Source organism: Desulfosporosinus orientis DSM 765, assembly GCF_000235605.1.
GTDB classification, from domain to species: Bacteria; Bacillota; Desulfitobacteriia; order Desulfitobacteriales; family Desulfitobacteriaceae; genus Desulfosporosinus; species Desulfosporosinus orientis.
Map to the genome: position 1 here is coordinate 4,668,571 of NC_016584.1, position 16,933 is coordinate 4,685,503.

Consider the following 16,933-nt stretch of genomic DNA (forward strand, 5'->3'; position numbering starts at 1 on the left):
AAGTTGTCATGCTAGCCCCTGTATTTTTTCGTCAATCCCTTCAGGAAATTTCGGGCGTATTTATCCCCACACTCTTTGTAGTTCTTGTGCCCTTTCTTTCGTAACAGTGCGCTTAATTCTCCTTTGGTTATCATGACCCCTGCTTCTCTTAAGATATCCATGATATCTTCACTGGTCAGGGACAAAGCAATCTTCAATTTTTTAAGCAAACTATTATTAGGATTTTCGTTATTCTCCAGGGCAGGTGTCTCAGGCTGTCCTTGTTTTGGTTCTTGCTTTCCTCTTTTAAAGATGATCAAGCCATTAAGAAAGGATTCCAGCATACTGTTCCTGCATTTAATATTTTCTTCCCTTTCTTCCCCTTCCCAGTGATCCTCAGCGTCATTTTGGTAACGGTAAGTTTCCTTTGATTTAATGAGCAGCTTCCGAACTGTCTCTTCTGTTACTTCAGTGCCGCCAAGTTTAAAGATCTCTACCATATCTCTATCCCGTAAATTCAGGGCATATCTTACTCTAATTAAGATGTCATTATTATCCATTGCTGATCCTCCTAGTCTTTTCATACCACAACTCACATTATAGCATGAATCCTTCTCTAGGGCAGGTTTGCTCATTGATATGATACAATAAATAGATAGGATAAACTCCTTACAAGCTGCAAGTTAGGTGATAATCATTGGACAGAAAAGAATTCGCCAATAAAGTTTATGAGATCGTCATGGATATCCCTTGGGGAAATGTCGCCACCTACGGCCTGATTGCCTTTTTATGCGGTTACCCCAGACGTTCAAGAATGGTCGGGCAGGCACTCCATCATGCCCCGGATTTCCTTAATATCCCTTGCCATCGGGTGGTAAACTCTCAGGGCCGTTTAGCTCCGGGATGGACAGAGCAAAAGCAACTCCTAGCTAATGAAGGTATCCGCTTCAAGGAAAACGGTTGCGTGGATTTAAAAAAGTATCTGTGGGATGTCAATTCAGGTAGTCTAAGCAGAGTAAGGGACTAGGTTCTTGACCTAGCCCCTTCTGCATTGACAAGTTTTTTACAGCTGATTGCCTATGGAAAATGCCGAGGCGATTTGTTTTCCTACGGTATAATAATTTCGACTGTCAGGAGCATATAATAGCGGTTTTATTTGTTCAATAGTCGGCTTGCCGCCTTCCTGTAAGGCCTCATCAATCTTTATATCCATAACCTCACCGATAAACTGGGTGTGCAGGCCAATTTCAAGGACGTTGATGATTTTGCATTCGACATTAAAGGGAAATTCTTTAATATAAGGGGCATCAACCAGGTCACTTTTGACCGGTGTGAGACCCGTCTTGGCAAATTTGTCTTCCTTCTTGCCCGATACGATGCCGAAATAATCGGCTTCTTTGACATAGTTTTCTGAGGGGATATTAATAGTAAAGGCCTTTTTGGACATCAGATTACCGTATGTATAAGTAGCTTTGCGCAATGAAATTGCAACACATGGCGGAGATGAGCAGCAAATGCCTCCCCAGGCAGCAGTCATCACATTGGGCTTGTCTTCGTCATCATAGGTACCTATGATTAATACCGGTGTCGGATAGATTAAAGTTTTAGCCCCTAAACTTTTTTTCATAGTGTTCACCTCTTTATCCTTTTATAATATTATAATATCTTTTGGTCAACTTTTAATACTATACTCGTAATTGCCCTTATCATTGGAAGTACTTCACCAAAGGCCATCTCGGGGAAAAATCAATGTATCGTTCCAAAAATCGGCTGCATAGACCGATAAGGATACCATTGAGTAAAATTACAGGATTAAAGACTGGTCAATAGAGGGGTCCTCATTAGGTGGGTTAGTCTGAGCAAGGGGTTTTGGCTCAAACAAGTCTCCATGACCCAGCAGCAGCGTTAGGAATCCTGCTGAAACACCCCAAACTGTACTGTTAAAACCCATGAACAGGTTTGTCAATATATCTTTTGGATGATCTTTACATGACCCCATTTTTGCAAGAATGCCTCTGAAAATTCCATAGCTCAACATGCCGTTTAGCAGTCCTTTTACCAACACATTACACTTGTTAACCTTCCCCGTACAGGTAAGAAAAAAAACATAAGCTATTCCATCAAAAGATGCTGTAATAAAATCAGTAAAAATTCCAAACACATTTCCCTTTTTATTAACAATTTTATGCTTTGCTAAAAACAAACTTGCAGCAAGGTTGCTGCACTTTCCTTTAGTAATACCTTTGTAATACAGAGTCTCACATAAAACTGTTTTAGGAATGTTGGCCAATAAACCTACTACTAAACCCAGGATCACTTTGTCTTTGATTTTACACATATACTCACAACTTTCTTTAAAAAAGATCTTAATTTAAGCTTCCCCGTTATACAATAAATATTAGTCCTTGTTTAAACTTAAAATACTATGAGAGCTAGTTTCGTGAAACAAAATGCTTCCATTGAACAAATTGTTGGTGCCAGCTAAAGTCTGGCTCAAATGGCTGGACATCTTGAAACTCTCATCCTTAAATTTAAAGTTAAATAGCATAAAATATATAGACGGAAACATAAGAACCTCCCTTTCTGCAATTTGCAGGGGGAGGTTCTTTCTCTGGCGCCTTTTGCTGAAATTGACATTACAGCTCTTTTTCAAAACACATTATCGTCCATTTATCTCCTTGTTTCTCCTGGTAAAAGGTAAATCCCCTATTATTCCAGAACCTTAACGCACGTTCGTTTCCTTTAATAACGCCAAGGCGTACTTTTTTTAAACCTTTCGTTTTCATTAAGAATTCATATCTTTCCAGTGCTGCTATGGCATAACCTTTACCTTGATTTTTGGTATGTATCATTAATAACCCGAGCCACGGCATTTTATCAGAAGGGTTCTCGCTGAGGTAATCAATGACTCCTATTGGAGAACCGTTATGCATAATATAGCTCATAACTGCACCAACCCTTTTTGAGGATTCGTACATCTCTAGGATTTCGGCATCGGTAAGCTCAGCATGACCTTCGGACAATATGTTATATTCTTTGTTTGAGTTAACTATTTGTTTTAATGCTTCAAGGCAATTAGAGGGAACAGTCCTAAATTCAACTGAGGGCAATTTCTTTATCCATATTTCATTCAATGATACCAACAACCTTTCCGTTGGGCTTTTATAGTAGTTTGTAGCAAATAAGTAAAAGCCATGTCTATCAATATTGTCGTATTACAATAATATTATACCTCAAATCAACAATTATTTATTGATTATCGATAAATAATATATTAAAATCTACTTAAGAAACTAATCAGTGAGGTGCTGTCTATGAAACGAGAAACGCTGTTCTTAAAGGTCGTTGTTTTTCTTATGGGAATTCCGGTTCTTGCCTTGTGTCTATTTGGGTTGCCTGGGATTGCTAAAGAAGCAGCAGACCATTTTCCAAGTCATTGGGTATATCCCTCGATAATCGGTATGTATGGAGCAGCGATACCTTTTTACGCTGTATTATATCAGGCTTTTAGACTTCTAACCTATATTGACAAAAACATAGCTTTCTCGGAATTATCGGTAAAAGCTTTAAAGACTATAAAATACTGTGCAGTCTCAGTCAGTATTTTGTTTTCGGCAAGTTTGCCGCTCTTTTATCTCGTCGCGGATGCAGACGATGCCCCAGGTCTCTTATTGCTCGGAATGGTTATTGCTTTTGCCCCAATTGTCATTGCAGTCTTTGCGGCTGTGCTTGAAAAGCTTTTAAAAGATGCAATTAATATTAAATCCGAAAATGATCTGACGATTTGAGGTGAGTAATATGGCAATTATTATCAATCTTGATGTGATGTTGGCCAAAAGAAAAATGAGCCTCACAGAACTTTCGGAGAGAGTTGGAATTACGATTGCTAATCTTTCCGTCTTAAAAACCGGCAAGGCAAAAGCGATTCGCTTATCTACTTTAGAGGCTATCTGTAAAGCTTTAGACTGTCAACCGGGGGATATTCTCGAATACAGGAAGAATCATTAAACGTATGGAGGTTATTATGGAAAATCTTATTTCAGAAAATATTGAACAACCGGCGGAGTTGGAAAGGCTTTACCGGCAGGAGCCTGAAAGATTTATCAGAGCCTTTCCCCAGGTATTTAAAGAACATCAGGATCTAATCATCCTGAAAGTTTGGCAGGAACGGCTAAATTATAATAGTACTAGGAATGAAAGTCTGGAATCTGATGCGAAGTGGAAAGACCTTCTGTTAGTTATTGTGATTTCCTTGCTGGCCGGAACAATTGCCAGGTTGTTGTTTCCATCCATTGATAAAGGATTGATTAATCCGGCAAATATTGTTTTTTCCATTTTTCCCTTGCTTTCATTCTATTTTCTATTAAAAAACCGTCCTTCAAAAAAGCTAATTTTGTCAATTGGCCTCTCTTACCTGGCGGCATTGATTTACTTAAACTTTTTGCCTGTAAAAAACTCAGATAGTATTATTCTGGCTAATCTGCATTTACCCTTTTTCTTATGGTCCATCGTTGCAATATCGTTTATAGGAGACTATCGACTCCAGCCGGGAAAGGTTTTGGAATACTTGAAGTACAACGGTGAGCTTCTCATTAGCGCTGGTTTGTTACACATTTGTGGTATGGTTTTAACCGCTTTGACCATTGGTTTATTTAAGGTAATTCAAGTCAATATCGAAGATTTTTATATAAATAATATTGCGATTTATGGAGTTGCTGGTTCACCATTTGTAGCCACTTATTTAGCCAAAACCAGGGGTATAACCAAGAATATTGCGCCTTATTTAGCAAAGATTTTTAGCCCTTTGGTTTTAATAACATTATCTGTCTATTTAGCCACAATCATTATAACGCAGAAGAATCCATATACCGATAGAGAGTTCTTGTTAATTTTTAACTTAATGCTGATCTTAGTCTTAGCCATTACTATTTTTTCCGTCGCAGGAAGAGAAACCGGCTCAAAAATAGCTTTCAATGATAGAATAATCTTCGCATTGTTAACCGTTGCTATCGTGATTGACTGTGTGGCATTATCGGCAATTGTGTTCAGATTAACTTCTTATGGCATCACTCCAAACCGGTTGGCAGTTTTGGGTATGAATCTTCTTGTGTTTGTCCATTTAGTAAGGATTACGGTTAATTATTTCCGGTTTCTGCTGGGTAAAGTCAAAGTGGAGACGATTGAGGCTGCCATTACGCAGTATTTGCCGATTTATTCACTTTGGGCACTTATCGTTGCTATTTTCTTTCCGCTAATTTTCACTTATAAGTAAAATTCAAGTACTGCATTAGATGTCTAAAAACGCCCTCCCTTTGCCGCCAACAAACAAAGGGAGGGTGTTTTTGATTTAATTCAGTGAATATAAGTATTAGGTTGGGATTCCTTAACTACACTTTCATTGATGTTCATTGGCTTAGCTAGTGAGGCATCTTCCGCTGAGGTATGAGCAATAACGCGTCTTTCATTGAAAAGTGATTCATCCCCAAATGTCACTATAGCCCAAGCAGCAACGATTCCTGTGATTGCATTGGTTAAAGCATATGATAAGGTGCTATTACTGTCTTTAGGCGCAACTTTATTATTTGCGAAGCCACTTAATAGGGCATTAGTAATAGCTCCTGTGATCGAACCTAACATAACACCTTTGAGGGGCCATTTTGCTAAACCAGCTTTCGTTAAACTCCATACCATAAATATACCATTCAGTACATTTAAACCAAAACTCATCCAAGCACCCAACAATTGTCCATTCCACTTTTTAGCCTGCCTTTTACTCTTTACCCATACGCCAGCAGCAGTACTCCAGTAACTGCGTTTTGAAATATTTTTTTTATAAGAAGCATAATCAAACGCTGATTGAACTATAAAAGCCAGCCCTCCCGAAAGGATGCCTAATAACATACGATCTTTAGTCTTAGGAATCTTCATAGTAACCCTCCTGTATCTTTTGATTTGTATTCGTGCTATTTTGTTTTTTAGTCTTTACTAAATTTGCTGCTCGCTTCCATGTAAAATTTCCTAAAATGTACACAATATGGTGCTTTAATTTCCTTTTATCCGAGTTTCATTCAGATAATAACCTCAGCATGAAATAATTAAAAATTCAGCCGATCTTCAGTTCCTCCTCAGGACGATTTCAGCAAGCTCACTTATACTTAGTTCAAATCAAAAGACGTGTAGAAAATATGAGAAAGTCAGAAGGAGTATGTGATAAAAATGGCAATAACCACTTTTAAACGCTATGAAATGAAGTATATGCTCACCCAGTCTCAGCTGGATGCACTGATCCCAAAACTGTTAGAGTACATGAATCCCGATGAGCATTGCCAAAATGGAAAGGATTATAGTATTTACAATATCTATTATGATACTCATGATCACCATTTAATCCGGCATTCTCTCTCGAAACCCTATTATAAAGAAAAACTACGTTTGCGAAGCTATGAAGTCCTTACCTCACCTCAGGACAAGGTGTTTCTGGAACTAAAAAAGAAAATCGGCGGAATTGTCAATAAGCGCCGGGCCGTCCTAACCTTACAGGAAGCCCACAATTTTATAAACCTCGGAAGACCTCCGGTTTCGAGCAACCCTATGACCAGACAGGTCGTTAAGGAGATTGAATATTTTCTAAGTAATAATGAGGTAACTCCTGCCGTGTACATCAGCTATCGACGTCTAGCCTTTTTCGGAAAAGAAGATAAAGACTTCCGAGTAACCTTCGACTATCAAATTACCACCCGCCGAAGAGAATTGAGCTTGACAAAAGAAAGTTATGGAGAACAGCTCATAAACCCAGGACAGTATTTAATGGAAGTTAAACTCACCGGTGCCGTACCCATCTGGCTGTCCAGAGTGCTATCCGAGAGCTCAATTTTCCGCACCAGCTTTTCAAAATATGGCCGGGAATATTTAAACGCCTGCCCTGTTCTTTACCAGAGCCTTTCTGAAAAAACTGCCGGGAACCTTGTCAGCCCTAAACCGACCCAAAACGATGATCACTATCGTTGTACAACCAGCGCACTCTATGCTTAATAATACGAAAGGAGCCAGATCGATGATAGATACCATGTTAGATACTATTCTAGCCTCCACCAGCGGAGATTCCCTGACCTTAACAAGTTCTTTGGCTGTTTTAGGTTCAGCCTTAATCATAGGACTGTTCATCAGCCTCATTTACCTGCAAACCCATAAAAAGGAAGGTTATTCCTCCGGTTTCACCATTACTTTAATCATGCTCCCGGCTATTATTTCCGTGATTATTCTCTTGATCGGGGATAACGTAGCCCGAGCCTTCAGCTTGGCCGGTGCCTTCAGCCTGATCCGCTTCCGAAGTGCTCCCGGGGAACCTAAGGATATTGCTTATGTCTTTTTCACCTTAGCCGTCGGTTTAGCCTGTGGTATGGGCTACATTGCCATGGCAGCCTTATTTGCTCTGATCTTGTGTTTGATCATGCTCCTGCTCTATTACACAAACTTCCCCAACCCCAGATCAAATGCTATGAGCTTAAAAATTACCGTTCCGGAAAATCTCAATTTCCAAGGCTTATTCGACGATATCCTTAACACTTACGCCAATTCCTGGCATGTTAAACGTGTCAAAACCAGCAATTTCGGGACCCTTTTTGAAGTGGCTTATAATCTTAATCTCAAACAGTCCATTGATCAGAAGGAGTTTCTTGACGAGTTAAGATGCCGCAACGGCAATCTGAACATTTCTTTAACTTCCAAAGAATATGAAGACAAAATTTATGCATAAATAAAACTTTAGATAAGGAGAGGAACTATGAAAAAACCACTCGGGATTATTTTGTCCCTGATGCTAATCTTAACTACTGCCATTGGCTGTTCTGCTGCAAAAACAAGCACCAATGCTGAAGCCGCAGTATCCAGTACCGGCAGTACCGCTTCCCTTAAATCCATTACTGTCAACTATGATGAGGATGATTACTATTTTGACTGGAAAAACAGCAGTTATCAGACCATCACCTTAAACGGAAGCTCAGCGAATGCAACTGGCGAAGGGGTGAGTGTCAAAAATTCCACAGTGACCATCTCACAATCAGGAGTCTATGAGATAAGCGGTAATCTCTCCGACGGAAGCATCGTAGTGGATGTTGACAAAGACAAAGATGCAGACACAGTATTTCTCGTCCTAAACGGAGCCTCTATCCAAAGTCAGACAAGTGCCCCCATCTATGTCAAAGACGCTAAAAAGGCGGTTATCCTCCTGGAGAAGGACACCACTAATTCCGTCGCCGACGGCAGTGCCACAGTTGTCAATAACGATGGTGAACCCTCTGCCGCTATTTTCAGCAAGGCTGACCTGACCATCAGCGGCAGCGGCGCCTTAACCGTAACCGGTAATAACAATGACGGCATTACCAGTAAGGATGATTTAAAAATCACGGACGGCACATTAACCGTAAAGGCCAAAGCTGATGGAATTGTGGGCAAGGATATCCTTAGTGTCAAAAAAGGAAACCTTACCATCGATGCGGGTAAAGACGGCATGCGCTCTACCAATGATACTGATGCCGACAAGGGAAATGTGGTCATTCAAAACGGTCAGTTCACTGTAACTGCCGCTAATGACGCTATTCAGGCAGCCAAACAAGTTCAAATTGACGACGGTCAACTTAATCTGACTTCCGGCGGAGGCTATCCTGGCAAGAGCATCAGCAGCGGCAAGGAAGGTTTTGGCGGCCCGCCTGACCAGAATTTCGCTGCTTCCCAAAATACGGATACAGCTCAGACCACAGAAGACCAAGAAAGTCAAAAAGGATTAAAAGGTGGCGAAGGGATTCTAATTAACGGCGGTACCATCAATGTTTCCTCCTACGAAGATTCACTGCACAGCAACAATGAGATCGATATTAACAGCGGCAGTCTAAACTTGCAAAGCGGTGACGATGGAATACACGCTGATAACAATTTATTTATCAGCAACGGCGAAATCGCCATTCAAAACTCTTACGAGAGTTTAGAGGGTGCAAACATCACTATCAGCGGAGGAAAAATCACTGCCGCCTCCAGCGATGACGGCATCAATGTCAACAACAAAGAAGGTGTCTTAACCATCTCCGGTGGTGAAATTGCCTTAAACTCCAACGGTGACGGCCTGGATTCCAACGGCAGTATCAAGATGACCGGCGGAACAGTTAATGTTGATGGCCCGGCGGAAAATATGAATGGAGCTATTGATTACGACCAAAGCTTTACCATTAGCGGAGGCACTCTCATCGCCTCGGGCAGCTCCGGAATGGCTCAGGCTCCCAGTGACAATACTCAACCATCAATTCTTATGTACTACTCTTCCACTCAAACAGCAGGAAGCACAATTACCCTAAAAGATAAAGATGGTGCGGTAGTTGCATCTTTTACCCCCACTAAAGACTATAGCTCTGCGGCTATCTCTTCACCTAAATTATCCCTCAACTCTTCTTATACCCTCTATAGCAACGACACTAAAATCGTTGAATTTACACTGGCTGACTCCCTGACTTATCTCAGCGAATCCGGGGTTACCAGCAAGCCCCAAAATTCCGGCCCCGGCGGCGGAGGTATGGGACCTGATGGCGTTGAGGGTACAAGACCTGATGGTGCAGGCGGCATGCCTTCTCCAGAAGGCGGAACGGCACCTGATAATAGCAGCTCTCAAGAATAACTGGACTTGCACAGAATAAGACCGATCACATTAATACGTGATCGGTCTTATGGTTTTTTAAGATGCGAAAAATAGCAAACTTTATCTTGATCCCTTGACTGCAAAACTTTTCCTCATACTCCGTCATGATATTTCCCGGAAAATCACTCTGCTGCAAATCATAGGTCCTATACAGCTCTTGATAACCTGTTGCTTGGAAATAATCAAGGCTGTCAGTAAACAGCAATTCATTATCTGTTTTGAACCAGATCTCTGCTCCCTTGCTTAAAAAGCTTTGGTAAAGCCTGAGGAAATTCGGATGAGTCAGCCTGCGCTTATGATGCCGCTTATTGGGCCAGGGATTACAAAAGTTAATATAAATTCGTTGGATTTCATCCTGAGCAAAGATATTTCCTGAGTTCTGGATATTGACAGGAATTACGCAAATATTACTCAGGTGGTTTTCATTCGCCTTTCTTAAAACCTGAATCAAAAGTTCATCGTAGAGATCCAAAGCCAGATAGTTGATTTCAGTATGCCTTCCGGCTAATTCACTGATAAAACGCCCCCGGCCGCAGCCTAATTCCACATGGATAGGGTGATCATTGCCGAGGAACTTTTGCCATTTTCCTTTTTGCTCCCAAGGATTAAGAATCACCTTAGGATCTTTTTCTAATTCAGGCCTAGCCCACGACTTTTTTCTGAGCCGCATTCTTCAATCTCCTCTTTACTCAATATTGACTCTCTCCTTAAAATTCCATAAGGATATTTCGTTGTTTACGTTTAACATTTCGCTTTTATGTCATTAATTGTTTATTTAGTTATACTCTGAGAATCATTTGTCCATAACTTGTCGTATCAGGACTTCAATACTCACTCTCCAATTCCCTGCCTGATCAGCTCCAAAGCGGCAACTCCAATGCTTTTAATTAATATAAAATGTTTTATTCAAATATTAAATTAAGTATCAATATAATGCTTGCGTCCCCCATAAAAGTATAGTTGTTTTCGTATTTATATAGAAAGATAATGAATTAAGGATGGTGAATTTGAGGAAGTGGCCAAAGCATTAAACTTTATACAAAATTTTCCACACGCAATTTTAGCTATCTTTGGAGGTTTCATAGGTGTTTTAATATGTTCAATTGATCTATTTCTTCCAACAACCTTACATTTGGATTTATATTTCATGGTCACTGTGATCCTGGTGATAATAGGGCTTTTCTTGGGGTTATTTATTCGAAAATTGTTTTTTAATATTTACCGGGACTCGCTCACTGGCTTAGGAAACAGGGGCATGTTTTATCATAGCCTCAAGACAGAAATGACCCAAGTAAAAGGCAATGACTTGAGCTTAGCTATGATTGACCTAGATAATTTTAAGCAGATAAACGATACTTATGGTCACGTAGCCGGAGATATTGTATTAAAGAAACTGGCTGAATTACTAAAGCAAAATATTCGGAAAACGGATACGGTCGTTAGATGGGGCGGCGAAGAGTTTGCCGTCATTATGCCCTCCACAAATATGCAAGGTGCTTATGCATTATTAGAACGTATTAGACGAGTTATTGAAACTTATAATTTCGGTCCTGAGATAAACTCAAAACAAATTACCTTCAGTTCTGGTGTGGTATCCTATTCAAAAGTATCTAAAGCAATGAAAACAAATACTCATGAGTTAAATCCATTAGACCTTTTTGTAAATTTAGCCGACAAAGCTTTGTATAAAGCAAAAGCGTCAAAAAATACCGTTGTTCGCTGGAATGAAGAGCTTTGTGCTTAACCCCCTCGATATCATTTCAGCTGCAGTTGGTCATAGTCTTCAAACAACTCTTATAAGGGAGTGTCGTAAAACTACTTAAAAAGTAGCTTTGCGTCACCCCTTTTTCTTATGGGCTTTATACAGCTAATCAATTGATCGGAGTTTGACAAAGAAAAGATTAAAACTCTTGACAATAAATTTAAATACTGTATTATTGTATTAAGTTCTTAATACAATAATACAGAGGTGATAACAATGCCTTGGGATTTGAAATCTGACAGACCGATTTACACCCAGCTGGTTGAACAAATTGAGCTGATGATCTTTTCCGGCGTCTATCCCCTGGGGTCCAAATTGCCTTCAGTTCGGGATATGGCTCAAGAAGCCGCTGTAAATCCCAACACAATGCAGCGGGCTCTGGTTAAATTGGAGGAAGACGGACTCATCATTACACACCGCACCAGCGGTCGGACGATTACGGAGGATGCACGTATGATTGAAATGGCTAAAACCAAATTAGCTCGACAGCAAATCTCTGAATTTCTGGCAAAAATGCAGCTGATGGGCTTTGAGCAAAAGGAAATTCTAACCATCATCGATAACATGGTAAAGGAGATGAAAAAATGAGCGCGATTTTAGAATGCAATGAACTGACCAAACAATTCGGCAGCAAAGTGGCTGTGTCCGGTGTCAATTTAACGATAGAACGGGGACAAATTGTTGGACTCCTCGGTCCGAATGGCAGCGGAAAAAGCACCATCATTAAGCTCGCTAATCAGCTCTTAACTCCTACAAGCGGTAATATTCTTATCAGCGGTATGACCCCAGGCATCGAAACCAAGAAAATCGTGTCCTACCTGCCGGAAAAAACCTATTTGAATGATTGGATGCGAGTACACCAAATCATTGAGTTGTTTACGGATTTCTATGATAACTTTAAACCGGAGAAAGCCTATGACATGCTTAAAAGCCTTAAAATTAATCCTGATGACCCTCTGAAAACCATGTCCAAAGGAACCAAAGAAAAAGTTCAGCTTATTCTTGTCATGAGCCGGGACGCAGATCTCTATCTCCTTGATGAACCTATTGGCGGGGTAGACCCGGCAGCTAGAGATTATATACTGCAAACCATCATCAATAACTATAATGAAGATGCAACCGTCATTATCTCCACCCACCTAATATCTGATATTGAAAACATCTTGGATTATGTTGTCTTCATCAATCAAGGACAAGTGGTTTTGACCTCTTCAGTGGATGATATCCGGGATGCTAAGGGAAAATCCGTCGATGCTTTATTCAGGGAGGTGTTCAAATGTTAGGGAAACTTTTAAAATATGAAATCAAAGCAACAGGAAGAATATTTCTTCCCCTCTTCCTCGCTTTATTAGTGTTTGCAGGAATTACCAGAATCATATCCTCTGTCGGTCCCGAGAAATGGGATGCCCCGGCGGTTATCAGTATGATTGTTTACGGCCTTATCATGGCCGGAATGTTTGTCATGACCTTAATTATGATGGTCCAGCGTTTTTATAAAAATCTTCTCAGCGATGAAGGTTACTTGATGCTGACTTTGCCCGTAAAAACCTGGCAGCACATTGTCAGCAAGCTTTTGACCTCTATGCTGTGGATAGTAGCCAGTGGAATTGCCGCTATTATTTCCATCATGATTATTGCTCTTAAACAAGGAGACTTGACAAATATACTTTCAGGGTTAGTAACTTTCTACAGCCAAGTAATGAACCAATTGGGCGCTCAAGCATTTATTTTACTTTTAGAAATGATCATCCTAGCTTTCGTAAGCTTAGCGTCAGGCATTTTAATCATATATGCTTCAATTGCCCTGGGCCATCTATTCAGGAAGCATAAGGTGCTGGCAACTTTTGGGTCCTTTATCGCCTTGAGTACTCTTGCCCAAATATTCTTTACCACTGTAAGCCTGAGCCCTATAGGCAGCTACTTTATCCATCAGCACTTTTCAGCCTCAAGCCTCTTCGGAGTTCAAACCGGTTTTCAGTTAGCTTCAATTTTAGGAATTGTTTTTAATGGGCTCTTATGCGCAGCTTACTTTGCCATCACAAACACGATTTTATCTAAGCGTTTAAATTTGGAATAACAAAAAATATCTATATATAAAAGCCGGTTACCTTTGAAGGAAGGAAACCGGCTTTTTGTGATAAACTATAACCAGATTAGAAATTATCCGATGGCGTGTCCTTACTTAGAGTTCAGTACACGTCATCGGGCTTTTCATTACAAACATCAAGTAGTTAAAATTTATCTAAATCATTACTGATAATTTTTAACCAAAGCTGCCAAATACTTTGACTTCATCTGTTCACTGGCCATGATTTGCTTGATTGGCGGCATTTTTAAAATTGCCCCTAATACAGCAGCCATAGCCCGATGGCTGTAATGGGCCTGGTTATCAAAAATGAGATTTTGCAGTTTTCCTTTTTCAATGCTCTGCATCACAATGCGATGAACGGAATTGACCGGGGTAATAACCCGTTTGCTCCTATGTCGCAGTATCATAGACCCGCGATTGCAGGCTCTGACGCAAACACCGCAGCCCAAGCACATCTCTTCATCCAGCGTGACCTTCTTGATAATTTTATCGTTCACTTGCTGAGAAACAACCTTTAAAGCTCCGATGGGGCAGGCTGAAACGCACCTGCCGCAGCCATTGCAGCGTTCTTCCGTTATTTCAGGCAGAAAATTTGTGGTATTGATGGAATTCAGGGTTCCAAATCGTTTGATGGCCAGCAGACCTTCACAGCAGCAGCCGCAGCAATTGCAGATAAAGGGTACTCCTTCTTGTTCGTTTTCTCCAATCTGAACCAAATTGTGATCATAAGCCTTTTCAAGCAAGCTCATACACTCAGAGACACTCACTTCTCTGGCATGACCATATTTAATCAAGCTTGAAGCAACATTGCCAAAAGTCATACATATCTCTAAAGGAGCGTCACAAGCTTGACCCATATGACTCATTTTATGCCGGCAATAGCAAAGGCCAACTCCAATACTTGAGGCTTTTTTAATAATCTCACTTGTTCGCTCATAATCCAGGATATGTAAATCATTGACAGTACTTAAGGCCGGCTCATTGACAAAGATTCGTCCCAGCTTGGTTTCCGTAACAAATAAATCTCGTACAAAATCTTCTTCAACATTTAAGTATTGATAGAACAGCTGCGAAAGCAGTTTCTGATCGAGATCGGTTCTTATCCGCATCAGGGAAAACTCGAAAAAGCCCGCCATGGGCGGCGGCAAAACAAAGGTCCTCTCCCCCTCCGGATTCTCAATATCAACCAATAAAGCCCGTGAAGCCAGTTCGGTTAAGACCTTTTCCGTTTCTTCTTGGCTCATTCCCAAAGCTGCGCTGGCCGTTTGGATGGTAAAGGGTTTGATCGGCAAGGCCGACATGACCCGGGCTTCCTTTTCATTCATTAAGACACTGAGAATCTTAAAGAGATATTCCGAAGGCGGAGCCCCTTGAGGGAATTGATTGAGCCGTTCACTCAATTGACGATACCCAGATTTGACAGTTCTGTGTGCCATAACTCTCCTCGAATCCTTGAATTAACATTATAAAATGATTATAGTCCAATCGCTGGCCGATGCCAAGACTTCAAGTCGGACAGCTTCTCCCGCATTAAACTAAACGCTTTGAAAAGCTTAATAGCTGTTTCAAAGCGTTTTTCTCACTATATTTCTTTCACCATTGCCAATCCTATTGCAACAGCTCTTAATCCTCTAACCCAGAAAAATCCAAAGTTGCAAAGAGATCTTCCAGAGTCTCTGCCCGGCGAATCAGCTCTACACTGCCGTCTTCTTTAAGAAGCAGCTCTGCCGAGCGCAGTTTACCGTTATAGTTAAATCCCATAGCATGGCCATGAGCGCCGGCATCATGAATAACTACGATATCCCCGATATCCATTTGAGGCAAAGCACGGTCAATGGCAAATTTGTCATTGTTCTCACACAGTCCTCCGGTGACATCATAAATGTAATCATGGGGCCAGTCTTCTTTTCCCATCACGGTGATATGATGATAGGCGCCATAGAGAGCGGGACGCATTAAGTTGGCCATACAAGCATCCACACCTACATAATTTTTATAAATTTCCTTCTTATGCAGTACCTTGGTTACTAAATAACCATATGGACCCAGGATCATCCGTCCGCTTTCCATAGCAATTTTCAAAGGATCCAGTCCCTTTGCCACGATGTGCTGCTCATAAGCTTCCTTGATTCCTTGGCTGACGGCTTCCAAGCTAACCGGCTCTTGTTCGGGGCGATAAGGAATACCAATGCCCCCGCCTAAATTTACAAATTCGATTCTAATGCCTAGCTGATCGTAAATCTCACCGATAAGCTTAAACATCATAATTGCGGTTTCCACAAAATACTTTGAATCCAATTCATTGGAAATAATCATGGTGTGAATGCCGAAGCGTTCTACTCCTTTTTCCTGAGCCATTTTATAAGCTTCAAAAATCTGTGACTTTGTTAAACCGTATTTTGCATCAGCAGGTTTACCGATAATTGAGTTGCCTCCGTCACGCAGGCGCCCGGGGTTATAACGAAACGAGATGATTTGGGGCATTCCGACATTCTTTTCTAAATACTCGATATGGGAAATATCATCCAGGTTAATAATGGCCCCTAATTCCTTGGCTTTTTGATACTCTTGACCAGGAGTATTATTTGAGGAAAACATAATGTTCTCATCAAAAATCCGAGCTTTTTCAGCTAGAATCAATTCTGCCATGGAACTGCAGTCTGCTCCAAATCCTTCTTCGCGTAAGACTTTCAAAATATATGGATTCGGTGTTGCTTTGACGGCAAAGTATTCTTTAAACTCGGGAGCCCAGCTAAAAGCTTCGATTAACCTACGGGCGTTTTTTCTGATGGCCTGCTCATCATAAATATGAAACGGTGTCCCATATTGGTCGATTATTTCCTCTAACTGCAGTTTGTTAAAAGGTAATAGTTTTTCTGCCATGTATGCTTCTCCCCCTACTTCAATGTATGCTAAAAAAAATAAAAAGCAGTTTATAGAGTACACTCCCAAACTGCTTTTTTATGCAAACTTAAGAGATAGTGCTCCACCCAGCGTCTAGGTGACAGTCATGTACCTATTAAATACATAACCAGTAAAAGTCCTTATACCACAGCCTTTTACTTCGGCAATTATTCCTTTCGGCACACATCATAGCCGGATAGCTCAGTGTGTTTACTCTTAATAACTGCACCTCTATCTAAAATATCAAGTTGTTTTATTATGCAACAATCTTTAATTAAATGTCAATCTAATTTATTCAATTTCCCCTAAAACTAGATGTGGAAAATGTTGTCTTTTGATAGAATTTTATCAAAATCGTAGTTTAAAGTCCATTAGTTTACGATATAAAGTACTTCTATTAATATTCAAAGAGCTTGCGGTTTGGCTGATATTTCCTTCATAAAGAGTTAAACGATTGACGATCGCCCTTTTTTCATATCCTGTAAAGACTCCCCCTCAGTCCCGGGCAAAACGT

The 16,933-nt window shown here is 40.6% G+C and carries 20 protein-coding genes and 1 riboswitch; of the genes, 11 read left to right on the forward strand and 9 right to left on the reverse strand.

Annotation, left to right across the window (positions count from 1 at the left end; genetic code table 11):
* Positions 1-11: 11 nt before the first annotated feature.
* Positions 12-539 carry a YehS family protein gene (locus DESOR_RS21540; protein ID WP_014186708.1) on the reverse strand — a complete coding sequence of 176 codons (528 nt, stop codon included), beginning with the start codon at positions 537-539 and terminating at the stop codon, positions 12-14.
* Positions 540-676: 137 nt separating this feature from the next.
* On the opposite strand from DESOR_RS21540, the gene DESOR_RS21545 reads away from it, so the two are divergent.
* Entirely contained in the window at positions 677-1,006 is a 330-nt protein-coding gene (locus DESOR_RS21545) for an MGMT family protein (RefSeq protein WP_014186709.1), read from the forward strand.
* Positions 1,007-1,042: 36 nt separating this feature from the next.
* Here the strand turns inward: DESOR_RS21545 and DESOR_RS21550 are convergent, their stop codons facing one another.
* From DESOR_RS21550 to DESOR_RS21560, 3 genes are all read right to left on the reverse strand, one after another.
* A complete protein-coding gene (locus tag DESOR_RS21550) occupies positions 1,043-1,606 on the reverse strand; it encodes a flavin reductase family protein (protein WP_014186710.1) in 564 nt (187 codons plus the stop codon).
* 177 nt (positions 1,607-1,783) lie between these two features.
* Positions 1,784-2,317, reverse strand: a complete 534-nt coding sequence (locus DESOR_RS21555) for a hypothetical protein (RefSeq protein WP_014186711.1) — start codon at positions 2,315-2,317, stop codon at positions 1,784-1,786.
* Between the two features lie 298 nt (positions 2,318-2,615).
* Positions 2,616-3,113: a GNAT family N-acetyltransferase gene (locus DESOR_RS21560; protein ID WP_242832383.1), complete on the reverse strand. Its 498-nt coding sequence runs from the start codon at positions 3,111-3,113 to the stop codon at positions 2,616-2,618.
* 180 nt (positions 3,114-3,293) lie between these two features.
* On the opposite strand from DESOR_RS21560, the gene DESOR_RS21565 reads away from it, so the two are divergent.
* Genes DESOR_RS21565 through DESOR_RS21575 form a run of 3 tightly spaced genes read left to right on the forward strand, consistent with a single transcriptional unit; the run spans position 3,294 to position 5,251 of the window.
* Positions 3,294-3,767, forward strand: coding sequence for a DUF2975 domain-containing protein (locus tag DESOR_RS21565; RefSeq protein ID WP_014186713.1), 474 nt, complete (start codon positions 3,294-3,296; stop codon positions 3,765-3,767).
* Positions 3,768-3,777: 10 nt separating this feature from the next.
* Positions 3,778-3,987, forward strand: a complete 210-nt coding sequence (locus DESOR_RS21570; RefSeq protein WP_014186714.1) for a helix-turn-helix domain-containing protein — start codon at positions 3,778-3,780, stop codon at positions 3,985-3,987.
* 16 nt (positions 3,988-4,003) lie between these two features.
* Positions 4,004-5,251 (forward strand): hypothetical protein, encoded by a 1,248-nt coding sequence (locus DESOR_RS21575; RefSeq protein ID WP_014186715.1) that lies wholly within the window; start codon positions 4,004-4,006, stop codon positions 5,249-5,251.
* Positions 5,252-5,331: 80 nt separating this feature from the next.
* On the opposite strand, the gene DESOR_RS21580 is transcribed toward DESOR_RS21575, so the two are convergent.
* The gene (locus DESOR_RS21580) at positions 5,332-5,907 is read right to left on the reverse strand and encodes a hypothetical protein (RefSeq protein ID WP_014186716.1); all 576 of its coding nucleotides are present in this window, start codon (positions 5,905-5,907) and stop codon (positions 5,332-5,334) included.
* A gap of 288 nt (positions 5,908-6,195) precedes the next feature.
* Between DESOR_RS21580 and DESOR_RS21585 the strand changes: the two genes are divergently transcribed.
* Genes DESOR_RS21585 through DESOR_RS21595 form a run of 3 tightly spaced genes read left to right on the forward strand, consistent with a single transcriptional unit; the run spans position 6,196 to position 9,643 of the window.
* Complete coding sequence (locus tag DESOR_RS21585; RefSeq protein WP_014186717.1) at positions 6,196-7,011, forward strand: polyphosphate polymerase domain-containing protein; 816 nt, start codon at positions 6,196-6,198, stop codon at positions 7,009-7,011.
* A 34-nt stretch (positions 7,012-7,045) separates the two neighbouring features.
* Positions 7,046-7,735, forward strand: coding sequence for a DUF4956 domain-containing protein (locus DESOR_RS21590; RefSeq protein WP_042332606.1), 690 nt, complete (start codon positions 7,046-7,048; stop codon positions 7,733-7,735).
* Between the two features lie 27 nt (positions 7,736-7,762).
* Positions 7,763-9,643, forward strand: coding sequence for a carbohydrate-binding domain-containing protein (locus tag DESOR_RS21595; protein WP_014186719.1), 1,881 nt, complete (start codon positions 7,763-7,765; stop codon positions 9,641-9,643).
* Between the two features lie 25 nt (positions 9,644-9,668).
* Here the strand turns inward: DESOR_RS21595 and trmB are convergent, their stop codons facing one another.
* Entirely contained in the window at positions 9,669-10,334 is a 666-nt protein-coding gene (trmB, locus tag DESOR_RS21600) for a tRNA (guanosine(46)-N7)-methyltransferase TrmB (protein WP_014186720.1), read from the reverse strand.
* Positions 10,335-10,679: 345 nt separating this feature from the next.
* On the opposite strand from trmB, the gene DESOR_RS21605 reads away from it, so the two are divergent.
* The 4 genes from DESOR_RS21605 to DESOR_RS21620 all read left to right on the forward strand — a co-directional run bounded on the left by DESOR_RS21605 (position 10,680) and on the right by DESOR_RS21620 (position 13,503).
* Positions 10,680-11,408: a GGDEF domain-containing protein gene (locus DESOR_RS21605; protein WP_014186721.1), complete on the forward strand. Its 729-nt coding sequence runs from the start codon at positions 10,680-10,682 to the stop codon at positions 11,406-11,408.
* 234 nt (positions 11,409-11,642) lie between these two features.
* Positions 11,643-12,014 carry a GntR family transcriptional regulator gene (locus DESOR_RS21610; protein ID WP_014186722.1) on the forward strand — a complete coding sequence of 124 codons (372 nt, stop codon included), beginning with the start codon at positions 11,643-11,645 and terminating at the stop codon, positions 12,012-12,014.
* Positions 12,011-12,709, forward strand: coding sequence for an ABC transporter ATP-binding protein (locus DESOR_RS21615; RefSeq protein WP_014186723.1), 699 nt, complete (start codon positions 12,011-12,013; stop codon positions 12,707-12,709). Before DESOR_RS21610 ends, DESOR_RS21615 begins: the two co-directional genes overlap by 4 nt.
* Positions 12,703-13,503: a hypothetical protein gene (locus tag DESOR_RS21620; protein WP_014186724.1), complete on the forward strand. Its 801-nt coding sequence runs from the start codon at positions 12,703-12,705 to the stop codon at positions 13,501-13,503. Before DESOR_RS21615 ends, DESOR_RS21620 begins: the two co-directional genes overlap by 7 nt.
* 173 nt (positions 13,504-13,676) lie before the next feature.
* Here DESOR_RS21620 and DESOR_RS21625 read toward each other — a convergent pair whose 3' ends face one another.
* The 3 genes from DESOR_RS21625 to DESOR_RS31075 all read right to left on the reverse strand — a co-directional run bounded on the left by DESOR_RS21625 (position 13,677) and on the right by DESOR_RS31075 (position 16,881).
* Entirely contained in the window at positions 13,677-14,951 is a 1,275-nt protein-coding gene (locus DESOR_RS21625; protein WP_014186725.1) for a 4Fe-4S dicluster domain-containing protein, read from the reverse strand.
* Positions 14,952-15,138: 187 nt separating this feature from the next.
* Positions 15,139-16,398, reverse strand: a complete 1,260-nt coding sequence (gene lysA / locus DESOR_RS21630; RefSeq protein WP_014186726.1) for a diaminopimelate decarboxylase — start codon at positions 16,396-16,398, stop codon at positions 15,139-15,141.
* An 88-nt stretch (positions 16,399-16,486) separates the two neighbouring features.
* A riboswitch (Lysine riboswitch) is annotated at positions 16,487-16,661 on the reverse strand.
* A gap of 106 nt (positions 16,662-16,767) precedes the next feature.
* Positions 16,768-16,881, reverse strand: coding sequence for a helix-turn-helix domain-containing protein (locus tag DESOR_RS31075; protein ID WP_081468597.1), 114 nt, complete (start codon positions 16,879-16,881; stop codon positions 16,768-16,770).
* Positions 16,882-16,933 lie beyond the last annotated feature (52 nt).